A 17,944-nucleotide genomic window follows, 5' to 3' on the forward strand; every position below is an offset into this window, starting at 1 on the left:
GTTAAAGCTGATGTCTTTGCCGCTGGGCATTGATAAATGCCATAGCGCCTAGGGTTTGCATATTGGCCACTATGCCCTTCATTATAGTTTCATTGGGTGCTAATTGAAGGGAGTGCATATGAACGCATTAGAATCGGTCAGTCAGCGGTGTCCCTATTGTGGCGAGCGAATAGAGCTACTGATCGATACATCAGAGGGCGCGCAGACCTATGTCGAGGATTGTCAGGTCTGCTGCCAGCCAATGGTTATTAGCGCTTGGCTTACCGAAGAGGACGATTTAAATGTGACGGTGTTTACTGAGAACGATGCGTATTAGGCTCTCAAGCTTCGCTATTTAGCTGTTTCTGCATTGCCCCCACAATTTCATATGACCGCAAACGCGCGGTGTGATCGTAAATCTGTGATGTAATCATTAATTCATCTGCGCCGGTTTTGGCGATGAATTGCCGGGTTTTTTCAAGCACGGTGTCAGGGCTGCCAATGGCCGAGCAAGACATTATGTTCTGGAGCAGGCTCTGCTCACTCAAGGATAATTCTTGAAGGTAATTATCGACCGGCGGCTGAAGTTTTCCGGGGTTGCCTTTGCGCAAATTAACAAAGGTGTGCTGCATAGAGCTAGATAAATACTCACCTTGGGCGTCGGTGTCGGCGGCAAAGATATTAAAACCGAGCATCACATAGGGCTTGCTGAGCTGGGCAGAGGGCCGGAAGCGCTCGCGATAAATTTTGATCGCCGCGAGCATTTGATCCGGCGCAAAGTGCGAGGCAAAGGCGTAGGGCAGGCCAAGTGATGCCGCTAATTGGGCGCCGAATAAGCTGGAGCCTAATATCCAAATTGGGACATTCAATCCTCTGCCGGGATAGGCGTGAATTTGCTGTCCGGGTTTTGCTTCACCGAAATAGCTCATCAGCTCGACAACGTCATTGGGGAACTGGTCGACATCGGCGTGCAGGTTGCGGCGCAGCGCGTAGGCAGTGGCTTGGTCGCTGCCGGGGGCGCGGCCTAGACCGAGATCAATTCGCCCAGGGAATAAGGCCTCTAAAGTGCCAAATTGCTCGGCTATCACTAAGGGCGAGTGGTTGGGGAGCATAACGCCGCCAGCGCCTACGCGAATGGTTTTGGTGCCGGCGGCAACATGGCCGATTACCACCGCCGTTGCCGCGCTGGCGATGCCCGCCATATTGTGGTGTTCCGCCAACCAGTAGCGCTGATAGCCCCACTGCTCTGCATGTTGAGCTAAGTCTAAGGTGTTGCGTAGGGAGTCGCCAGCACAGCCATCTGCGGTGATAGGTGAAAGGTCGAGCACAGAGAGCTGAGTCATTGCGAGTTCCTACGTTTCGGTGTTTAACAATGTTTGGGGCAAGCCGGCGAATTTCAATAGGGTTTGGTGGTCGCAGCGGGGGGTAAGCACAGTGCACACCGAGGTATTGGCTAAACCGGCCTTTGTGGGCTATACCAAGTGGTCTCTGTGAACTTGCGCTTGATCCTGTTTAGGTGACGGGCAGCGGTGTGTCTGGTGGCGGCTATTGGGCGGCATGGGAGGGGGGTGATGAGGCGGTTAATGTGCTTGGCACTCACACTGTGTTTAGGCGCCACGGCATCTAAAGCCCTTGCCACTGACGCCGCTTTATCGCTTTTGCCGATTGAGGCGGAGCTGCAAGCCCTGTTGGGTATAGGTGATGACCTATTAGGGGGGGCGTCGAGTCTATTAGCGGGCAATCCAGGCTCATTGCTAACGCAAACGGTCGACAATACGTTTGCGCTGGTGTTGGATACTAGCTTGGAGCAACTGAACTTGGTGTTTGATGAGGTTGGCGATATTCCCAATCTTTTTGGCCTCAGTTTTACCGTTGGTGAGTTTGAAACCAACGGGGTAAAGATCAGCTATGTTACTTTGCCCTTAACGTATACCTTTCGCTCGCAACGCATTTTGGGTCGGCAATGGATTTTGAGCATGCCGCTTACCCAGGGCGAGGTAAATGACGCTAAAACCTATTCAATACAGCCGGGCTTGGCGTTGCGTTTCCCCGTCAGCGCTAACTGGGCCATTACGCCGGGTATGAGCGTGGGCTATGTTAAATCCAGTGATTTAGATCAAGAGGCTGAGCAGGCGGGCGTGTCGGTGTCTAGCGCCTACCGTATTCCCGTGGGATCTACGCCAAACTCAATATATATCGGTAATTTTGTAGGCTATTACAAAACCTTGAAAGTGACCGTGGCCGGTAAAGAGTTTGACCCGAATATGGCGAATACAGTATTTAGAAATGGTCTTTTGTATTCAATGCCTATGGCTTTTTCCCACGAATTACTCAGTGTTGAATTGAGTGTAGTGAACACGCTTTTTAAGGGCACAGACACTTATACGCGCAGCCAAAATGAGCTGGCGGTGAGTGTTGGCAGCACCCGTCGCCATATGGCCCAGCTGAGCTTTTTACGCATAGGCTTGGCGGTGATTCAGGCCGAAGATATTCGCGGCTTTCGTCTAAATTTTGGCTACTACTTTTAGCGTGCAGAGCGAGTCGCCAGCGTGCAGGTCAGTGAAATAGCATATTCCATAGTTCTACCGACTTCGCTCGGCTATCGCCGCGTTGGGTAATATAGCGCACGTGTTGTTCGCTACGGCTTGGTGATAGCTCGATTCCCCAAAGCGCTTCAATTTCATTGGGGAGTAATGAGTAGCGCAAATCAATAACCCGCATCGGGTTATTTGCCGCTAGGGCAATATAATCTTGGGAAAACCAGCGGAAGCGCTCAAGGTCTAAGGCCTGCTGTGACCCGGCTTGTAGCCACGGTAAATCGCGCTGAATATCCAGGGGTGCAATGGCTGTGCCTTCAATGATTTTTGGCTTAATGCCCATGCGCACGGCGTCAACATAAAAATAATCGGGTGTTCGGTAAATGACTTTCCAGAGCAGTAAATTGGCAAAGGAGGGTTTGGCGCTCAAGCTAAGTACGTGGTGTTGGCGACTCGCGGCGAGCTGGTAAACAACCCGTTCTGCTCGCTCGCGTTGCCACCACCCCACAGCAGGGTAGGCAAACACCCAGAATAAGGCGATGCGCGCTAGCCAGTGGCGCTGAGGGCTTAAGCTAAGGGCGAGTAAGGCCGCAATGGGCACAGTGTAGAGCGGGTCAATAATCGACATAATATTCCACGCGACCCGCTCATTGCTAAAGGGCCAATACAATTGCGTGCCATAGGTTGTGCAGGCGTCGAGCAGTGCGTGGGTGGCGTAGCCTAGGGTGCAAAACAGAATGCTTTGCCAGCGGCTAAAACCTTTGCGTTTGGCAAACAGGGCGTGCAATACCAGTCCGCAAAGCAAGCCGCCAAAGGGAATGAACACAAGGGAGTGGGTGAACTGGCGATGAAACTCTAAAAACAGCAGAGGGTCGCTAGTGGAGCGGATCAAAACATCGAGGTCTGCGGCCATGCCACCCAGAAACCCGAGGCCCAGCGCCACGGCGCGCGGCGCCTTAGCCAGTCGGGAGTTGGCGGCAGCGGTGGCGCCGAGTAAACCCTGAGTCAATGGATCCATAAATATTATTCCAATATAAAGTGCTATCGCGCAGCGTGGCGCACAGCCTATCAAACTGCGGTGGCCTTAGGTCGTGCTATTTGCGCCAAGGCCATTTAAGCGCTGAGCTGTGACGAGCATCCCACCCAGCCATATGTTGATTGATTCGCCTTGTTTGCATGTGTTGAAAACATGCAATATTGTCATCGATAACTTGAATGATTTTTCACCGGACGTGTCGACAACTGTTGAGTGCAAAAATGGCGTAAAAAATAATAGCAAGCCTGATGTTAGCTTTAAAAGCTGTTCGCGTTTTTGCAGTAAGCCGTTACGGCTTTGGTTTCTCGGCTTTTATGCTAAGGCTTCCGCGTAGTTTAAAAAATACCGGAGAATAACTCTATGAAGCTTAGCCAATTACTGAGTATTGGATTTTTAATACTTGCGAATACGACGATGTTGCCAGCATTCAAACATTGCAAGCAGCCTTGTTTGCCGAACCGAGCAAGCTTATTCAGGGCGAGGAGGAATCTAGATTTTTTCGTTTTGCCGGTGAGCGTCGTAGTGGCCGTGAGTGATTGTGGGCGATGTATCTAAATATAAATGTAAATACGGGGACTTAGGTCCCCGTATTTACATTGTCACGCTGTTTCTTGGTCTTTGCAGTTTAATACCGTCATTAGGCTATCGAGATGGCGAATGACTTCCAAGCCACTGCTGGTGAGATAGCCGCCATCAGCTTGCGTAATCAGTTCTTTGGCAAAAAGGCGCTCGGTCGCTGCGATGGTAGAGGGGTCGGCGGTGTGATGAACCTTGATGCCTTCAAGCGCAGAGGCAGGGTTGAATTGGGTTAATACGCGAATTTCGTCAAGAATGTCTTTCGATAGCGGCATATCTGCAACCTTATATTGTTATGAATTGAGGATGTTGCCAGCCGACAGTGTGTCAGCGCTTGTAAGCTACTGTAGCGCGTATTGTGTCGCGCTGCCAAAGGCAATTTAGTTAAAGGCTAATTCCCTTTGTTTCGCTCAGTTTAGGTAACAGAGCTGTTACTATTTACAGCAAATAAGATCGCGGAGACGGGAATGTTTAAAGAATACGGTGAATACGATGCCCTTGGCTTGGCTGAGCAGGTTCGCACTGGGGCGGTAAGCCCTAAAGAGCTGCTTGATGCTGCGCTGGCTGTCGCCAACGAGTGTAACCCAAGCATAAATGCCATTATCCATCGCTTCGATGAACGCGCCTATCGCCAAATAGAGCAGGGCCTAGCCGACGGCCCATTTAAAGGCGTGCCCTTTGTTTTAAAAGACTTATTGGCCTGTTTTGCCGGTGAGCCGCTGCGTATGGGCAGTCGGGGCATTACTGTGGTCCCAGATTACGACAGTGAATTGGTACGACGCTACAAAGCCAGCGGGGTGAATATTTTTGCCAAAACCAATACCCCAGAGTTTGGCCTAATAATCACTACCGAGCCCAAATCCTTTGGTCCCACTCATAATCCTCATAAGCATGGTTATAGCACTGGTGGTTCTTCTGGTGGCAGTGCGGCGGCCGTGGCCGCGGGTATTGTGCCAATGGCCCACGGTGGCGACGGCGGCGGCTCTATTCGTTTTCCATCTTCTTGGTGCGGGGTGATTGGCTTAAAGCCCTCTCGCGGTCGCAATCCCCTTGGCCCCGACAATGGTGAAGATTGGCAGGGCGCTGTTGCTGAGCACGTACTGACCCGCAGTGTTCGCGACAGCGCAGCGATGTTGGACTGCAGTAGCGGACATGAGATTGGGGCGCCCTATAATATCGCCCCGCCCACGGCCAGCTTTTTGGCTGCTACCCAGCGTGAAGCCCGACCGCTACGCATTGCCTTGAGCAGAAAGCCCTTGGTGAATACCGTTGTTGATACCGAGGTGCTAGCCGCATTAGATGCCACCGCCCAAGCGCTAGAAAAGCTCGGGCACGTGGTGGTGGAGGCCGAGCCACAGATTGATGTTAAGCAATTTTGGCGAGGTTTCTTTGTAGTTGTCTGCGCCGAAGTGGCAAGTATGGTTGACCGCTATCGCCGTGAGTATGGCGCCGCCTGTGTCGCCAAGTTTGAACCTGCCACCAAAAATATGGCGATGCTGGGGCGCTCGTTCAGCGGCGCCGACGTCATCACGGCTAAGCGCGGCTGGCATGATGTTCAGCTGGCGATGGGGCGCTTATTGACTGATTTTGATGTCATGCTTTGCCCCACTGTACCTACCCCCGCAGAACCCCATGGCGTGCTGCCCAATTCCCGCCTTGAAGAGCTGCTGATGCTGGCGAGTCACCGGGTGAATATGGGTAAATTATTGTTTAATACCGGCTTGGTGGAGCAAATGGCGGGGCCGATTTTGGCGAAGATGGCATTTACCATTATGGGCAATGTTAGTGGCTTGCCCGGCATGTCGGTGCCGCTGCATATGAGTGCGAGCGGCTTGCCGATTGGCATGCAGTTTACCGGGCGGATGGGCGATGAAGAGACCCTGTTTAATTTGGCTGCCCAGTTAGAGCGGGAATTGGGCTTCACCTGCTAAATTACCAAGCGCACAATAAAAAGCCCCGCGGCTAAGGCGGGGCTTTTGGGTTCTGGCTAAGTCACGGCAGGGCTATTCGGGATGCTCTTCCATTTCGTCATTGGGCCGTATGGACATAGCGGGTTCTTTAGCGCCCTCGGTTTCAGGCTCGCCACCGCTTTTTGTGCGTGGTGGTTCGTCTACCAATTGCGAGGTGTTTTTCGCATTGTCCTTGATCGCCTTGCGTACTGCGGCATCAACGGCCTTAGGATCATTACTGGTTTTAGCGGCTTTTTGCGCCGCCTCTCTGGCCACTTCCTTCATGTTTTCAGCAACCGGTTCTAGGGCTTCGGCGACAACACTGTCCGCAACTTTGTCAGCAGCTACTTTTTTCACATCGGCGGCAATGCCAACGTGATAGGCGGCAAAGCCGGGCATGACCATTTGGTTAAGTGCAAGGCCAATAATCTGGCCGTCGACACTGGAGCGAATCACCGAACTGCGGTTGGTAATGGGGTCGGTGACCGAACCGAGAATATCGCCTTTTTTCACGTTTTGGCCGAGCTTGGCCTCGCTGAGAAAAACGCCGCTCTGGTCGGCGCGCAGCCATGTCGATTTATAAAAGACGTTTTGCTTAGGCGCGCGCTGGGGCTTGTCGTCAATCATATTGAGGTGGTGCATAACGGCCTTGATGCCATTAACACTCTGTTTAACTTCTTTTAGCTGCAGGCGCAAAGGTTCGCCTGCCTCTAAGATTACCGCCGGAATACCGGCGTCGACCGAGGCGCGGCGCAGCGTACCTGGGGCGCCAGCACCATCAATAACGGTAACATCGTGAAACATCCTGCTGAATTGCGCCACGCTTTCTTTGCCTAAGTTGCCGCGCAGCTGGGTGAGGTTGGTGCGATGGAAGGAGCCGGTGTGAATGTCGATGAGGCGGTCGCAATGGGAAATAACCTCATTAAAAAAACTGTAGGCAATGCGGCCCGCCGAGCTGCCCTTAGGATCGCCAGGGAAATAGCGGTTTAAGTCGCGGCGATCTGGCAGGTAGCGCGATGAGCGGCGAAATCCGTGCATGTTAACAATCGGTACGCCAATCACTACTCCATTGAGTTTGTCGCTTTCGAGACTGAACATCACTCGGCGAATTGTTTCTACGCCGTTGAGTTCGTCACCGTGAACTGCTGCTGTAAGGCACAGAGTGGGGCCAGGGTTGGTACCCGCCGCAACCAGTACCGGTGTGGGCATGGCTAAGCCAGCTACTGCTTGGCCCGCAGTCCAGTACAAGCGTTCGAAGCTGCCGCGCAATATATCTTGACCAAGCAGGGTGACCGCGACCTCGGTATTGCCCGCCGCGCTGCCATTTTTGTCAAAGTCGATATTCAAACTAGGGTTTTTACGGGGGTTAGGGGTAAAAAGCGGGTCTGTGGGAATGGTTGCGGAATCGCCAAGCGAATTTGGGGTCTGTTCATTGGCGACGGCCAAGCCGATAAACCACTGCAGGCTGAGTGCTACGCAAAAAACTAAAGTGCTTCGCATGATAAAGCGGCTTGCTCCCTTAAATACGGCTAAAAATCATTGGGCTACGGGCCAATGGTTGACAAACTAAGGCAAAGAGACAAATTGTATACAAATTCACCAATATAAACGCCCGAAACTTTGTGAAAGCGGTGATTTTCTTCATACAGTACTGGGGGCTTTGACGGAATACCGCACTGAAGTTCAGTCTTTGGCCATGGCATTTTTGCCAATGGCGGGGGCTGGTAAATGAATTTTCTTGTAAAAACAGCACCTTCGCCTGCAAAAGAGCCAAGAAGTCTGGGCCGTGTCCGACTATAATTGCGGGCAGAGTTTGCTAGGGCACCACAATGCTGCCACAAATAATGATTGTTAGGAGTTAGACATGGCCAAAGACCGCCTGATTATATTTGACACAACCTTACGCGATGGCGAGCAGAGCCCCGGTGCGTCGATGACCCGCGACGAAAAAGTGCGAATTGCCAAAATGCTGGAAAAAATGGGCGTTGATGTCATTGAAGCGGGCTTTGCTATTGCCAGTGTTGGTGATTTTGAATCCGTGCGGGCCGTCGCCGAGACAGTGCAAAACAGCATAGTGTGCAGCTTGGCACGCACCGGCGCTGAAGATATTGACCGCGCCGCTGAAGCTCTCAAGCCCGCCGCCGCGGGCCGTATACACACGTTTATTGCCACCTCGCGAATCCACATGGAATACAAACTGCGCATGGCGCCAGACAATGTGCTGGAGCGTGCGGTGGCTGCGGTTAAGTATGCCCGTAACTTAATTGGCGATGTTGAATTCTCTTGCGAAGACGCCTCGCGCTCCGAGTACGACTTTATGTGCCGGATCATTGAACAAGTGATTAATGCCGGTGCCCGCACAATTAACCTGCCCGACACCGTAGGCTACGGTGAACCCGGTGAATACGGCGCCATGGTCGCAAGAATCATGAACGGCGTGCCCAACGCCGATAAGGCGATCTTCTCCGTGCACTGCCACAATGACCTTGGCCTCGCGGTAGCGAACTCCCTGTCGGCAGTCATGCATGGCGCTCGCCAAGTGGAGTGCACTATTAATGGTTTGGGCGAGCGAGCGGGTAATGCCTCGCTTGAAGAATTGGTCATGGCGATTCGCACCCGCAGCGACATATTTCCGGTAGAAGTCGGTGTTGATGCCACGCACATTGTGCCGACCTCGCGTTTGGTGTCGTCTATCACCGGCTTTCCGGTGCAGCCGAATAAGGCAATTGTTGGCGCTAACGCCTTCGCGCATGAATCCGGCATTCACCAAGACGGCGTGCTTAAGTATCGAGAAACCTACGAGATTATGCGCGCCGAAGACGTGGGATGGAACGCCAATAAGCTGGTGTTAGGCAAGCATTCAGGTCGCGCCGCATTTAAAGCGCGCCTCGCAGATTTGGGTATCACGCTAGATAATCAGGCCGCCTTGAATCTGGCGTTCACCCGCTTTAAAGAGCTGGCCGACAAAAAGCACGAAATATTCGACGAAGACCTGCAGGCGCTGATGAACGATGTTCAGCCAGATGATCTTGAGCTGCGCTACAGCTATGTGGCCCTAGAAGCGGTGTCGCGCAGCGGCTTTAAGCCCCGCGCCGATATTCAGTTGCTTATCGACGGCCAAGCCCAACAAGCGGCAGCGGAGGGTGATGGCCCTGTGGACGCCGCGTTTAAGGCGGTAGAGCTGCTGGTTAATAGTGGTGCCAATTTACTGCTGTACTCGGTGAATGCGATCACTGAAGGCACCGATTCCCAGGGCGAAGTGCAAGTGCGGCTGGAGAAAAATGGCAGCATTGTAAATGGCAATGGTGCCGACACCGATATTATCGTTGCCTCAGTTAAAGCCTACCTTGATGCCCTTAATTTGTTAGACGCCGGGGTGCTTAAAGCCCACCCCCAGCACGAGGGCGTATAAAGTGAACGAGGCGCTGCGACTCGATTATTTGCAGGCGATGGGCGTCGACACCTATGTGCCGCGCTTCGTACTTGACGGTGCAGCGCCGTCACCGGTTTTTGAGCTGGACATCGCCGTAGAAGACGAATTTGCCGACGTCGAAACCGCCGAAGTGGCGAGCTTTGATGCCGATACTGAATACCAGCAAATGGCCGAGGCGCAGGAGCGCAATACACCGGCGCCAACCGGCGCGCCGCAGCGCGCCGGATCGCGTATCGCCTCAGCCTTACAAGAACTGGGTTTTGAGCGCGCCGCGCCGGCTCCCGCGCAAGCGAGTAGCGCCCCCGGCGCTGCAACTGATGTGGCCGTTAGCCCCGAGTTTAATGTTGAATTGGTGGCGACGGGCATCGGATTATTGATGATTGTTGAAACCACCACTGCGCCGCCGAGTCCCGCTGAAAAGCGCCTCATGGCGAATATTGCGGTGGCGGTGAGTCGTCATCATAAGCTGGCCAAAGCTCCAGAATTCGCGACGTCGCGCTTTCAGTGGCCGGCGCTAAAAACGCCCGGATTAACCATGGGTGGCGACGCCGCCAAAGAGGCCCTGCAAGCCAATATCATGGCCCAGGCCGAGCGCCAGCAGGCCCATTGCGTGATTTTATTTGGCAGTGCATTACAGCCCTATATTGACGTGGCGACCCTGCAATCTGCCGGAATTCAATTGCTGTACGCAGCGGAGCCCTCAGCCATGCTCGCCGATGGCAGTTTGAAAGCGCCCTTGTGGCAAAACTTACGCAAGGTTGTGTTCAGTCTATGACCCGTATCGCCATGCTGGCTATGCATCACCTTGAACGATGTCTTTTGCTCGAAGCCCGATCTGACCCTCATCCCTGGGGCAAAATGAACTGGTTGCGCAGCTTGCGCGACGATCATTGCCTAGGTCTCTGGGAAGGCGAGGAATTGCTGGGCATCAGCTGCTATACCCTCGTGCTCGACGACGTGAGCTTATTGAATATCGTGGTCGACACCGACAGCCGTGGCCGAGGCGTGGGGCGACAACTGCTGAGCGACGGGCTGGAGTGGATGCAGCAATTTGGTGGCGCGCGCTGTTTACTTGAGGTTAGGGAATCTAATACAGTAGCGCGTGCTTTATATACCAAGCTCGGTTTCGCTGAAGACGGCATTAGAAAAAACTATTACCCCCTGGGTGACGGCTATGAACACGCTGTTTTAATGTCGGCAGATTTACCCTTGGGCGAGTAAGCGCAAATCATGCTTCTAAAATTTACACAGGTAGTGGTCAATGTCAGACACTGAAATGCAAGAAATTGAATCTGATTGGTGGTTTATCGGCTTGCCTGAAGAGTGGCGTACCGAGCAAGACGACGACAGTATTCTGATTTTTGACCAGGACGAATTAGGCTGTATTAGCCTGAGTACCCTGCAAGCGCAACACGGTAAACCGGCTACGGCGAATGACGTGCGCGAGCTAGTTTTGGAAGTTGGTATGCGCCTTGACGACGGTAAAGCCTGTAAAATTGGTGACGATTATCAGGGCTGGGAGTTTGAAACTGTCGAAGAAGGCGATTATATTCGGGAATGGTTTTTACACGCTGGCGATCATTTGTTACTTATTAGCTACGCCTGCGCTGAAGATGACCGCGATATGGACCGCGCCGCGGTAGATCAGATATTAGATAGCCTGCGCTTGAAAGTAAGCGAGTAGGCTAGCTAGTACGGGAAACACCGTATTTGTATAAAAATTGAACAGAGTCGACATTTTGGCTTTTTCGGCTGTGCTAATCTCAGCTTAATTATAGTGTTAGTTCACTTTTGCTAATTGGTATTGTAATGATAAAAATAATGCTCTCTTTGGCCTTGACCTTATTTATCTCGCCGGCTATGGCGACGGATAAAGGTGGACGTAATCCCGCTAACTTACAACTAGCCTCGGTTAGCGCCGTGGTTATTGACGCCGATAGCGGTGAGGTGCTGTATAAAAAATACGCTAACATGGTAAAGCCAATTGCCTCGCTAACCAAGGTAATGACGGCCATGGTGGTGTTAGACGCAAAGCTGCCACTGAAAGAAGCCATTCGCTTTAGCAATGATGACCGCAAGGCTATTAACTACTACCACTCCCGTATTCGGGTAGACTCCGAACTGCCCCGAGGTGAAGTACTGCGCCTTGCCCTGATGTCATCAGAGAATTTGGCGGCAGCGGCCTTGGGCCGCAATTACCCAGGTGGTCTACCGGCCTTTGTTGCCAGAATGAACGCAAAAGCCCGCGCCCTAGGCATGAAAAACACCCATTTTGTCGATAGCAGCGGCTTGTCTGACAAAAACGTATCTACCGCCGAAGATTTGGCTAAGCTTGTCGCAGCGGCGGCTAAGTATCGAGAAATTGCCACGTACTCCACCACCTCAGTCTATACCGCTAACTTTAGTCGCCCGCGCTACCGCTTGGCTTATGTGAACACCAATCCGCTAGTGCGCTACCAGCGCTGGGACGTGGCCATGAGTAAAACCGGTTACCTAGACGAAGCCGGCCGCTGCTTAGTGATGAAAACCAATGTCGACGGCAAAGAGTTGCTCATCGTCATGTTAGACTCGTTTGGCAAAACCAGCCCCATGGGAGACGCTGGCCGCATTAAACGCTGGTTGGCTTCGGGTAACGGTGGCACGGTAGCCCGCGCAGCAAAAGATTATCAAAAGCGTAAAATAGCGAGCCATCTGGCGAGCCGCGCGACGGCCAGTATTCGTTAATCGCATCATTTTGTAGCGCTAACAGTTAAACCTATTATTGGGGCTGCCTCGCATAGCGACGCAGCCCTTTTTATTGAAGGAAGCACAGTGACATATCAGCAAAACATTAAAGACCAAGGCTTAGCGTGGGAAGAGACCGCCATAACAGAGCATGGGGCCGAATACGTGCTTCATAGCAGCGTTGTTGCAAACCCAAATAATATGACCATCGAGGCCGTACTCGCAAACTGCGTAGAGCACGCGGTGGCACTGTTGGCCGATAATATTAACGACGACTCCCTCTTCCTCATGTTCGAGTGGGACAATACGGCATCCACACTCGCCATCGTCGTTACCGACGACAGCAAACGCCGCGACGCAAAACACCGCCTTTTATGCAATATGTCTGCTATGAACGCAAAAATGAAACAGCTCGCCGAATCAGACCAATGGAAGTACCAAGGTGAATCTTTTGCCGATATTGTTAAACACGCCCTGCACGACTACCTAACCACCTGCACCGGCTTTATGCGTTACTCGCTGGTTGCCGTGTTTCATCAGGGCTCAAGACAGCAGACAGAACTGCTGTAAGCCTATAGCGTTGCGTGACTTTATGGTGTTTGGCGCGAAATACTGCTTAACGGACTGCGTACGCCGTAAGCACCATGGTTTAAAACATGAGTGTAAATCTCGGTGGTTGTTACATCGCTATGCCCAAGCTGCTGCTGTACAGTGCGAATATCTGCGCCGGACTGCAATAAATGCGTTGCAAAAGAATGGCGCAGAGTATGGCTAGTGACATTTTTGCGAATACGGGCACGGATAGCTGCGCGTCGAATTACCTTATTTAACGCTGACTCGTCAAAATGATGACGGCGAAGTGCGCCACAATGAGGGTCGTGGCTTAATTTGCTTGCAGGAAACAGATACTGCCAATTCAATGACGTTGCCGCCTTGGGGTATTTTCTCGCCATCGCATCTGGCATCCACACGCCTGCATAAACCGTATTCGTCAAATCGCCAATGAGTAAGCGTTCAACTTCATTAATTTGCGCCTGTAAAGCGGCCAAAAGCTCTGGCGCCAAGGTAACCAAACGGTGTTTATTACCTTTGCCGTGCCATACTTGTACCTGCAAATGATTAAAATCTATATCTTTTGTCCTTAATCGCAACAACTCAATGCGACGCAAGCCCGAGCCATACAACATGGCAACCATCAGTTTATGCGTGCCTGCAAGTTGCGATAATAGAAGAGCCACTTCGTTCTGCGTTAACACCACGGGTAACTTGGCTTGCCGCTTTGAATGCCTAAGCCCGCTTAACGTTCCCAATGGCTGACCCAAGTATTTGTTATACAGAAACGCTATGGAATTCAATGCTATAGCCTGAGTTGAGGCAGAAACGTTACGTTGAACAACAAGGTGATTCAGAAAGGCCTCTACTTCTTGCGTGCCCATGGAAGATGGGTGCTGCTTTTGATTAAATAAAATGAAAGACTTGATCCAATATAAATAGGACTTTATTGTGCGTAGGCTATATCGGCGTACAAGCATGTACTCCTGCACAGACCGAAGGAATGGTGAAGCGCTCATGTCGACAATCCTTGTCATTTGCTGTATGTATATCCAGTATATTTTCCTTTCCGCTGCCGTCAAGTACCTTGGCCAGCATAATGGGAAAGGCATTCTTACGCCAAAATTAAATGTATTGAAAAACAATAAGTTGCCGTGCAGCACTTTGAATATTAAAAAATTAAGAGGCCGCCTTCTAATAATTATTATGAGGCCAGTGGCCTCATTAACAGACTGTTAAAGGTATCTCATGGACGAATCTCAGAAGAAAATGATCTCGCATTTAGATAGCCTCCCACTTTCTGAAGCTAGAAGTCTCGTGGCAGCTCATCATTATGGAAAGCCAGGCAGCGTAAACCAAAATCTTTGCGAGTCTTGGCTTGCATCGAAAGAAGCTGAACAACAAGAAATACATGAATCAGAGAGTTTATCAATTTCGCGAAAAGCTCTTCGATACTCAAAATTCGCAAATATCATTGCGGTTGTCGCAATAGTAGTGAGTCTAGTAACTGCAATAGCCATAACATGCCTGAAAAATTAGCATGGGCAATCATAAACCTTTAACAAGGTGTTGTTGTCGCAGCGCAAAATGCCGCGCTGCTGGGACGCCTTCGCTGGCGCTCCAGCGCCCCAAAACACGGCGTTATGCATATGGCCCCTGAATACAAAGATCGCTCCGAAAAGGAGATTCTATCTCAAAATATCTATCACGATGCTGTTGGGTATGGTTACCGTGCTGCATCATGGATAGATTATGTAGAAAGGACTGGAAATGGCGCGGCGATATATTACGCATGTATAGACGGTCGATTGAGTATCGAGCATCTCATATTTGAACTGATTGTTGTTTGCTCAGAGCCAAGTTTAACTGAAGATGATTATAAAAAATGCCTAAGGTCACCGAGAAAGATAGATAAACTTCTTACTCAGTTGATTCCAGAATATAAGAAGCTAGTAGCTTTTTCTGGAATTATTCAGAGTTTGATCCCAGGAGTACCAAAGATTAACGAATGGGACATAAAAGAACTCATGAAAAACTGGGGCAGCCTATCAAATTTTTTACACTGGACTGGCGCGGCGGTGCAGACGAGCGAGAATTCGGAATGGCAGAGCGAAGCATTCAATAAGGCCAAGAGTGTCATTCTACCTTTATGGAGTAAGCTGAGTTCTGGACAAAGCGGTGCAATCCGAGTTGATTCTATGTCGCAAAATACCAAAGATATTTGGGAAAAGTTTCGGTCAGGTGAGATTGATGCACAAGCAGCAAAATTTAGGCTGGAGGTGCTTGGGCCTTGACATCGCTAACTATGCATAACAATCGCAGGCAAAGCGACGCCAAAAAGCGGCGCGCTTGCTGCGGGCGTTAGGCAAAATTGGAGTAAATATTGATCCACTTAGACGACCGCTCAATATGGATGAACGGAAGAATCGTGTTTGTTAGCTTGCGTCGCTTTCGAGAGAAAGTATGCGAGGGGAAGGTATGTTTCGTTTGTGCTGACGAGAATGTAGAGCCAACAAAAGAACATGTCGTTCCCGATTGGATCTTAAAAAGATTTTCTCTCTATAACCAGTCGGTGTCCTTGCCAAATGGGACTCTTCTCCCATATCGCAGTTACGTGGTTCCTTGTTGCTGGGAATGTAATCAATTGTTAAGTCAGCAGCTTGAAACACCTATAAGTAAGGCATTTAACGAAGGATTCGAAGGAATCAAGAACTTCCTGGTCAAGGGTAATGGCTCAAAGCTTTTCAGTTGGTTGGCCCTCATCTTTATAAAGATGCATTGCAAAGATGCGTCATTACCTCTAAACAGAGATAGGCGAGCCATGACTGGCTCTATTGCCAAAGAATTAGAATACGACTGGGGAGAGATGCATCACGCTTACTGCCTCGCACGTGCCGTATATTGCAAAGCCACGGTAGAGCCCGAAGCCTTGGGCTCGTTAGCTATATTTTCTGTACATGAAAATCCAAAAGAGCGCGAGCCTTTCGATATTGGTGACCTTACTTTTGCTAACACATTCGCAATAAGAGTGGGGGGGGTAGGTGTAATAGCATGTTTCGGTGATGGAGGGGCGGTTCTTCACAAACTGAGTCAATTGTTTCTGAAAGATCTTGATGGAAAATTGAGCTACCCTCAGTTTCGAGAGCTTCTCGCCCATTTCGCTTGCTGTCGATTACACTTGGAAAACCCACCGCGCTTATCAACGTTGTTTAATAGGCAGGATTCAGAAATAACTATTGCCTGTACGAAGCGTGATAAAGAACCAGAATTCCGTGAGTTTGACCGGTCAATGCTTGGAAAGTTGATGGAGCGTGTCCTTTACGATACGACAAAAAATAACGTAGATGTACCTAATTATAGAGAACGGCTGCGTAGTGGTGAGATGAGTTTTTTATTTTCGGATGATGGATCTTTTATCACTAGCGCGGAGCATAATTAATTGCCTAACAAGGGGCTGCAGCGGACCGCTTTTCCGGCGCGTTGCGCCTCCAAATCGGCTGCTGAGCCCGGGCGTTATGAATCTATGAAAAATACAGCTCTTTTGGCATTCATTGCATTTACATCGATATTCACCTTTGGAGAAGATCTCTGCGATGAATACGACCGCCCTCAGGAAGCCCAGATGCTAATTCCTGAAAGCGAGTTCAATTATGAGAATGCACTAAGTGAAGTAACTGCTCTTAAAGCTCGACTAAGTGATATACCAAAGTTCGAGCAATCTTGGGTTCCACTTACTTATTCAGAGGGTTATTTGCTAAAAAAGGTTGCTCTAAATGAACTTGCTAAGAACAGTATTATTGCTGAGTATGCAGTTGAGGATTTTTGCACCTTTTTAGTTGAAGATGGAATTTACTATGATCCATAGGCAAAGCCTAATTCATAACAAAGAGTTGTTGGAAATAGCCCGCTTGTTTCCGCTAAAGCGGCGGGCTATGGACTCGCATACGCTCGCCCCAAAACAAAAACGTTAAGTGAATCAAATGAATAGAGCAATTTTACTTATAATTATGGTGCTAACGTCAGTTAATTGTTCAGCAGATGAGGTTGCGATCGAAGTAGATGATTGTGGGCCTCGCGGACAATCTGATTTTGGAGTTGCGTTTCGAGCGAAACCTCATATTGGCGGGCAGTTCTATTTTGCTAAAGGTACAGCAATGGAAGTTTGTCCAAAAATCACCAAAGCAAAGAAAATAGTTGGAGTGGTAACAAGTTACTGTGATTACCAAGAAAAAAAAGAACCAGAATGTAAGAAGGTTAAAGTTTTTACCATTACGAACATTATCAATGAGTAGAGCACTTAACCATTTATTGGAATCGACGCAAAAAACGCGCGTCTCAATTTTGCGTTATAAGTCGATGAGCCTATTGTACGAATATGTGTCGAAGCGAATTTCGATGGTTTTATCACCCATGAGTTTTCATAAAAGGATATAAGGAGCTGAAAGGTATGAGCGGAGGACAAAGCAAAAATGCCGCGCTAACAACTGCCTTAGCCTTTCATTACCAGGTGCTAATCGGCTTGGATAAATGCTTCTCGCTTGACGAAGGCCATTCGGTTTGGTTTGAAAAAGACGGTGACGTTAGTCTGATTTCGCCAGATGCTTTGGCATCGACTCAAACTGAAGTGAAAGATTATGCCGCACCGCTTACCGACCACCACGAGAATCTTTGGAAAACACTCAAGAACTGGTTGGCTCCAGAGTTTGATCATACTCAATATGGCGTTCTAGTGCTGCATACAACTCAGCCTTTTGGGGCAACCACCCGGCTAAAGGAATGGAACACACAAACAGCCGAGCAACGTTTGGCAGTGCTTAAGGATATTTTTTCCGATCGTAGTGATAAGCAGCTTAACGCAGAAACACCATCGGAAATCATAAAACTTCAGAAAGCTGTGATGTTAAACGCTGATGATGAAAATTTGATAGCTGTACTGGAAAACACTGTACTGCATGTTGAATCGGCAGATTTAGATGAATTGAAAAAATCTTACTTCAATAAGCTCAGTGGTTATATTCCGCATTCAAATAGACAGGCTTTTGCTGAAGGTTTAATTGGATTTATCTACGAGCAAGCAAATTACGCAAGATGGACTATCGATAAGACAGCATTTGACCAAAAGCGAGAAGCCTTAACAGCAAAATGGGGGCCTACGTTA

At 50.0% G+C, this 17,944-nt stretch carries 19 protein-coding genes; 14 read left to right on the forward strand and 5 right to left on the reverse strand.

Features of this window, described 5'->3' with window-relative positions; all coding sequences use genetic code 11:
• The first annotated feature begins 118 nt into the window (after window positions 1–118).
• Complete coding sequence (locus ABYP33_RS12215; RefSeq protein ID WP_184461096.1) at window positions 119–316, forward strand: CPXCG motif-containing cysteine-rich protein; 198 nt, start codon at window positions 119–121, stop codon at window positions 314–316.
• Window positions 317–320: 4 nt separating this feature from the next.
• Here ABYP33_RS12215 and ABYP33_RS12220 read toward each other — a convergent pair whose 3' ends face one another.
• Entirely contained in the window at window positions 321–1,322 is a 1,002-nt protein-coding gene (locus ABYP33_RS12220; RefSeq protein WP_373091269.1) for an LLM class flavin-dependent oxidoreductase, read from the reverse strand.
• A gap of 228 nt (window positions 1,323–1,550) precedes the next feature.
• Here ABYP33_RS12220 and ABYP33_RS12225 point away from each other — a divergent pair, with 228 nt between their 5' ends.
• Entirely contained in the window at window positions 1,551–2,507 is a 957-nt protein-coding gene (locus ABYP33_RS12225; RefSeq protein WP_373091270.1) for a hypothetical protein, read from the forward strand.
• Window positions 2,508–2,535: 28 nt separating this feature from the next.
• On the opposite strand, the gene ABYP33_RS12230 is transcribed toward ABYP33_RS12225, so the two are convergent.
• Entirely contained in the window at window positions 2,536–3,534 is a 999-nt protein-coding gene (locus tag ABYP33_RS12230; RefSeq protein WP_373091271.1) for a metal-dependent hydrolase, read from the reverse strand.
• A gap of 617 nt (window positions 3,535–4,151) precedes the next feature.
• Window positions 4,152–4,403, reverse strand: a complete 252-nt coding sequence (locus ABYP33_RS12235) for a TIGR02647 family protein (RefSeq protein WP_373091272.1) — start codon at window positions 4,401–4,403, stop codon at window positions 4,152–4,154.
• Window positions 4,404–4,595: 192 nt separating this feature from the next.
• Between ABYP33_RS12235 and ABYP33_RS12240 the strand changes: the two genes are divergently transcribed.
• Complete coding sequence (locus ABYP33_RS12240) at window positions 4,596–6,059, forward strand: amidase (RefSeq protein ID WP_373091273.1); 1,464 nt, start codon at window positions 4,596–4,598, stop codon at window positions 6,057–6,059.
• Window positions 6,060–6,131: 72 nt separating this feature from the next.
• Here ABYP33_RS12240 and ABYP33_RS12245 read toward each other — a convergent pair whose 3' ends face one another.
• Window positions 6,132–7,577 carry a succinylglutamate desuccinylase/aspartoacylase family protein gene (locus ABYP33_RS12245; protein ID WP_373091274.1) on the reverse strand — a complete coding sequence of 482 codons (1,446 nt, stop codon included), beginning with the start codon at window positions 7,575–7,577 and terminating at the stop codon, window positions 6,132–6,134.
• Window positions 7,578–7,941: 364 nt separating this feature from the next.
• On the opposite strand from ABYP33_RS12245, the gene ABYP33_RS12250 reads away from it, so the two are divergent.
• From ABYP33_RS12250 to ABYP33_RS12275, 6 genes are all read left to right on the forward strand, one after another.
• Window positions 7,942–9,489, forward strand: coding sequence for a 2-isopropylmalate synthase (locus ABYP33_RS12250; protein WP_373091275.1), 1,548 nt, complete (start codon window positions 7,942–7,944; stop codon window positions 9,487–9,489).
• Window position 9,490: 1 nt separating this feature from the next.
• Window positions 9,491–10,285, forward strand: a complete 795-nt coding sequence (locus ABYP33_RS12255; protein WP_373091276.1) for a hypothetical protein — start codon at window positions 9,491–9,493, stop codon at window positions 10,283–10,285.
• A complete protein-coding gene (rimI, locus tag ABYP33_RS12260; protein ID WP_373091277.1) occupies window positions 10,282–10,731 on the forward strand; it encodes a ribosomal protein S18-alanine N-acetyltransferase in 450 nt (149 codons plus the stop codon). The genes ABYP33_RS12255 and rimI overlap by 4 nt, the downstream gene beginning before the upstream one ends.
• 40 nt (window positions 10,732–10,771) lie before the next feature.
• Window positions 10,772–11,194: a hypothetical protein gene (locus tag ABYP33_RS12265; RefSeq protein ID WP_373091278.1), complete on the forward strand. Its 423-nt coding sequence runs from the start codon at window positions 10,772–10,774 to the stop codon at window positions 11,192–11,194.
• 125 nt (window positions 11,195–11,319) lie between these two features.
• Window positions 11,320–12,234: a D-alanyl-D-alanine endopeptidase gene (pbpG, locus tag ABYP33_RS12270; RefSeq protein ID WP_373091279.1), complete on the forward strand. Its 915-nt coding sequence runs from the start codon at window positions 11,320–11,322 to the stop codon at window positions 12,232–12,234.
• Between the two features lie 87 nt (window positions 12,235–12,321).
• Window positions 12,322–12,804, forward strand: coding sequence for a hypothetical protein (locus ABYP33_RS12275; protein WP_373091280.1), 483 nt, complete (start codon window positions 12,322–12,324; stop codon window positions 12,802–12,804).
• A 20-nt stretch (window positions 12,805–12,824) separates the two neighbouring features.
• On the opposite strand, the gene ABYP33_RS12280 is transcribed toward ABYP33_RS12275, so the two are convergent.
• Window positions 12,825–13,823, reverse strand: coding sequence for an integron integrase (locus tag ABYP33_RS12280; protein WP_373091281.1), 999 nt, complete (start codon window positions 13,821–13,823; stop codon window positions 12,825–12,827).
• Between the two features lie 612 nt (window positions 13,824–14,435).
• Here ABYP33_RS12280 and ABYP33_RS12285 point away from each other — a divergent pair.
• From ABYP33_RS12285 to ABYP33_RS12305, 5 genes are all read left to right on the forward strand, one after another.
• The gene (locus tag ABYP33_RS12285) at window positions 14,436–15,080 is read left to right on the forward strand and encodes a hypothetical protein (protein WP_373091282.1); all 645 of its coding nucleotides are present in this window, start codon (window positions 14,436–14,438) and stop codon (window positions 15,078–15,080) included.
• Window positions 15,081–15,169: 89 nt separating this feature from the next.
• On the forward strand, window positions 15,170–16,225 hold the full coding sequence (locus tag ABYP33_RS12290; RefSeq protein ID WP_373091283.1) for a hypothetical protein: 1,056 nt from the start codon (window positions 15,170–15,172) through the stop codon (window positions 16,223–16,225).
• Between the two features lie 84 nt (window positions 16,226–16,309).
• Entirely contained in the window at window positions 16,310–16,651 is a 342-nt protein-coding gene (locus tag ABYP33_RS12295) for a hypothetical protein (RefSeq protein WP_373091284.1), read from the forward strand.
• 115 nt (window positions 16,652–16,766) lie between these two features.
• Window positions 16,767–17,078, forward strand: a complete 312-nt coding sequence (locus ABYP33_RS12300) for a hypothetical protein (protein WP_373091286.1) — start codon at window positions 16,767–16,769, stop codon at window positions 17,076–17,078.
• A gap of 155 nt (window positions 17,079–17,233) precedes the next feature.
• Window positions 17,234–17,944, forward strand: a 711-nt coding sequence (locus tag ABYP33_RS12305; RefSeq protein WP_373091287.1) for a hypothetical protein, incomplete at its 3' end; no start/stop codon positions are given.

The sequence above is a fragment of the Zhongshania sp. genome (assembly GCF_041584495.1).
In the GTDB taxonomy this organism is placed as follows: Bacteria; Pseudomonadota; Gammaproteobacteria; order Pseudomonadales; family Spongiibacteraceae; genus Spongiibacter.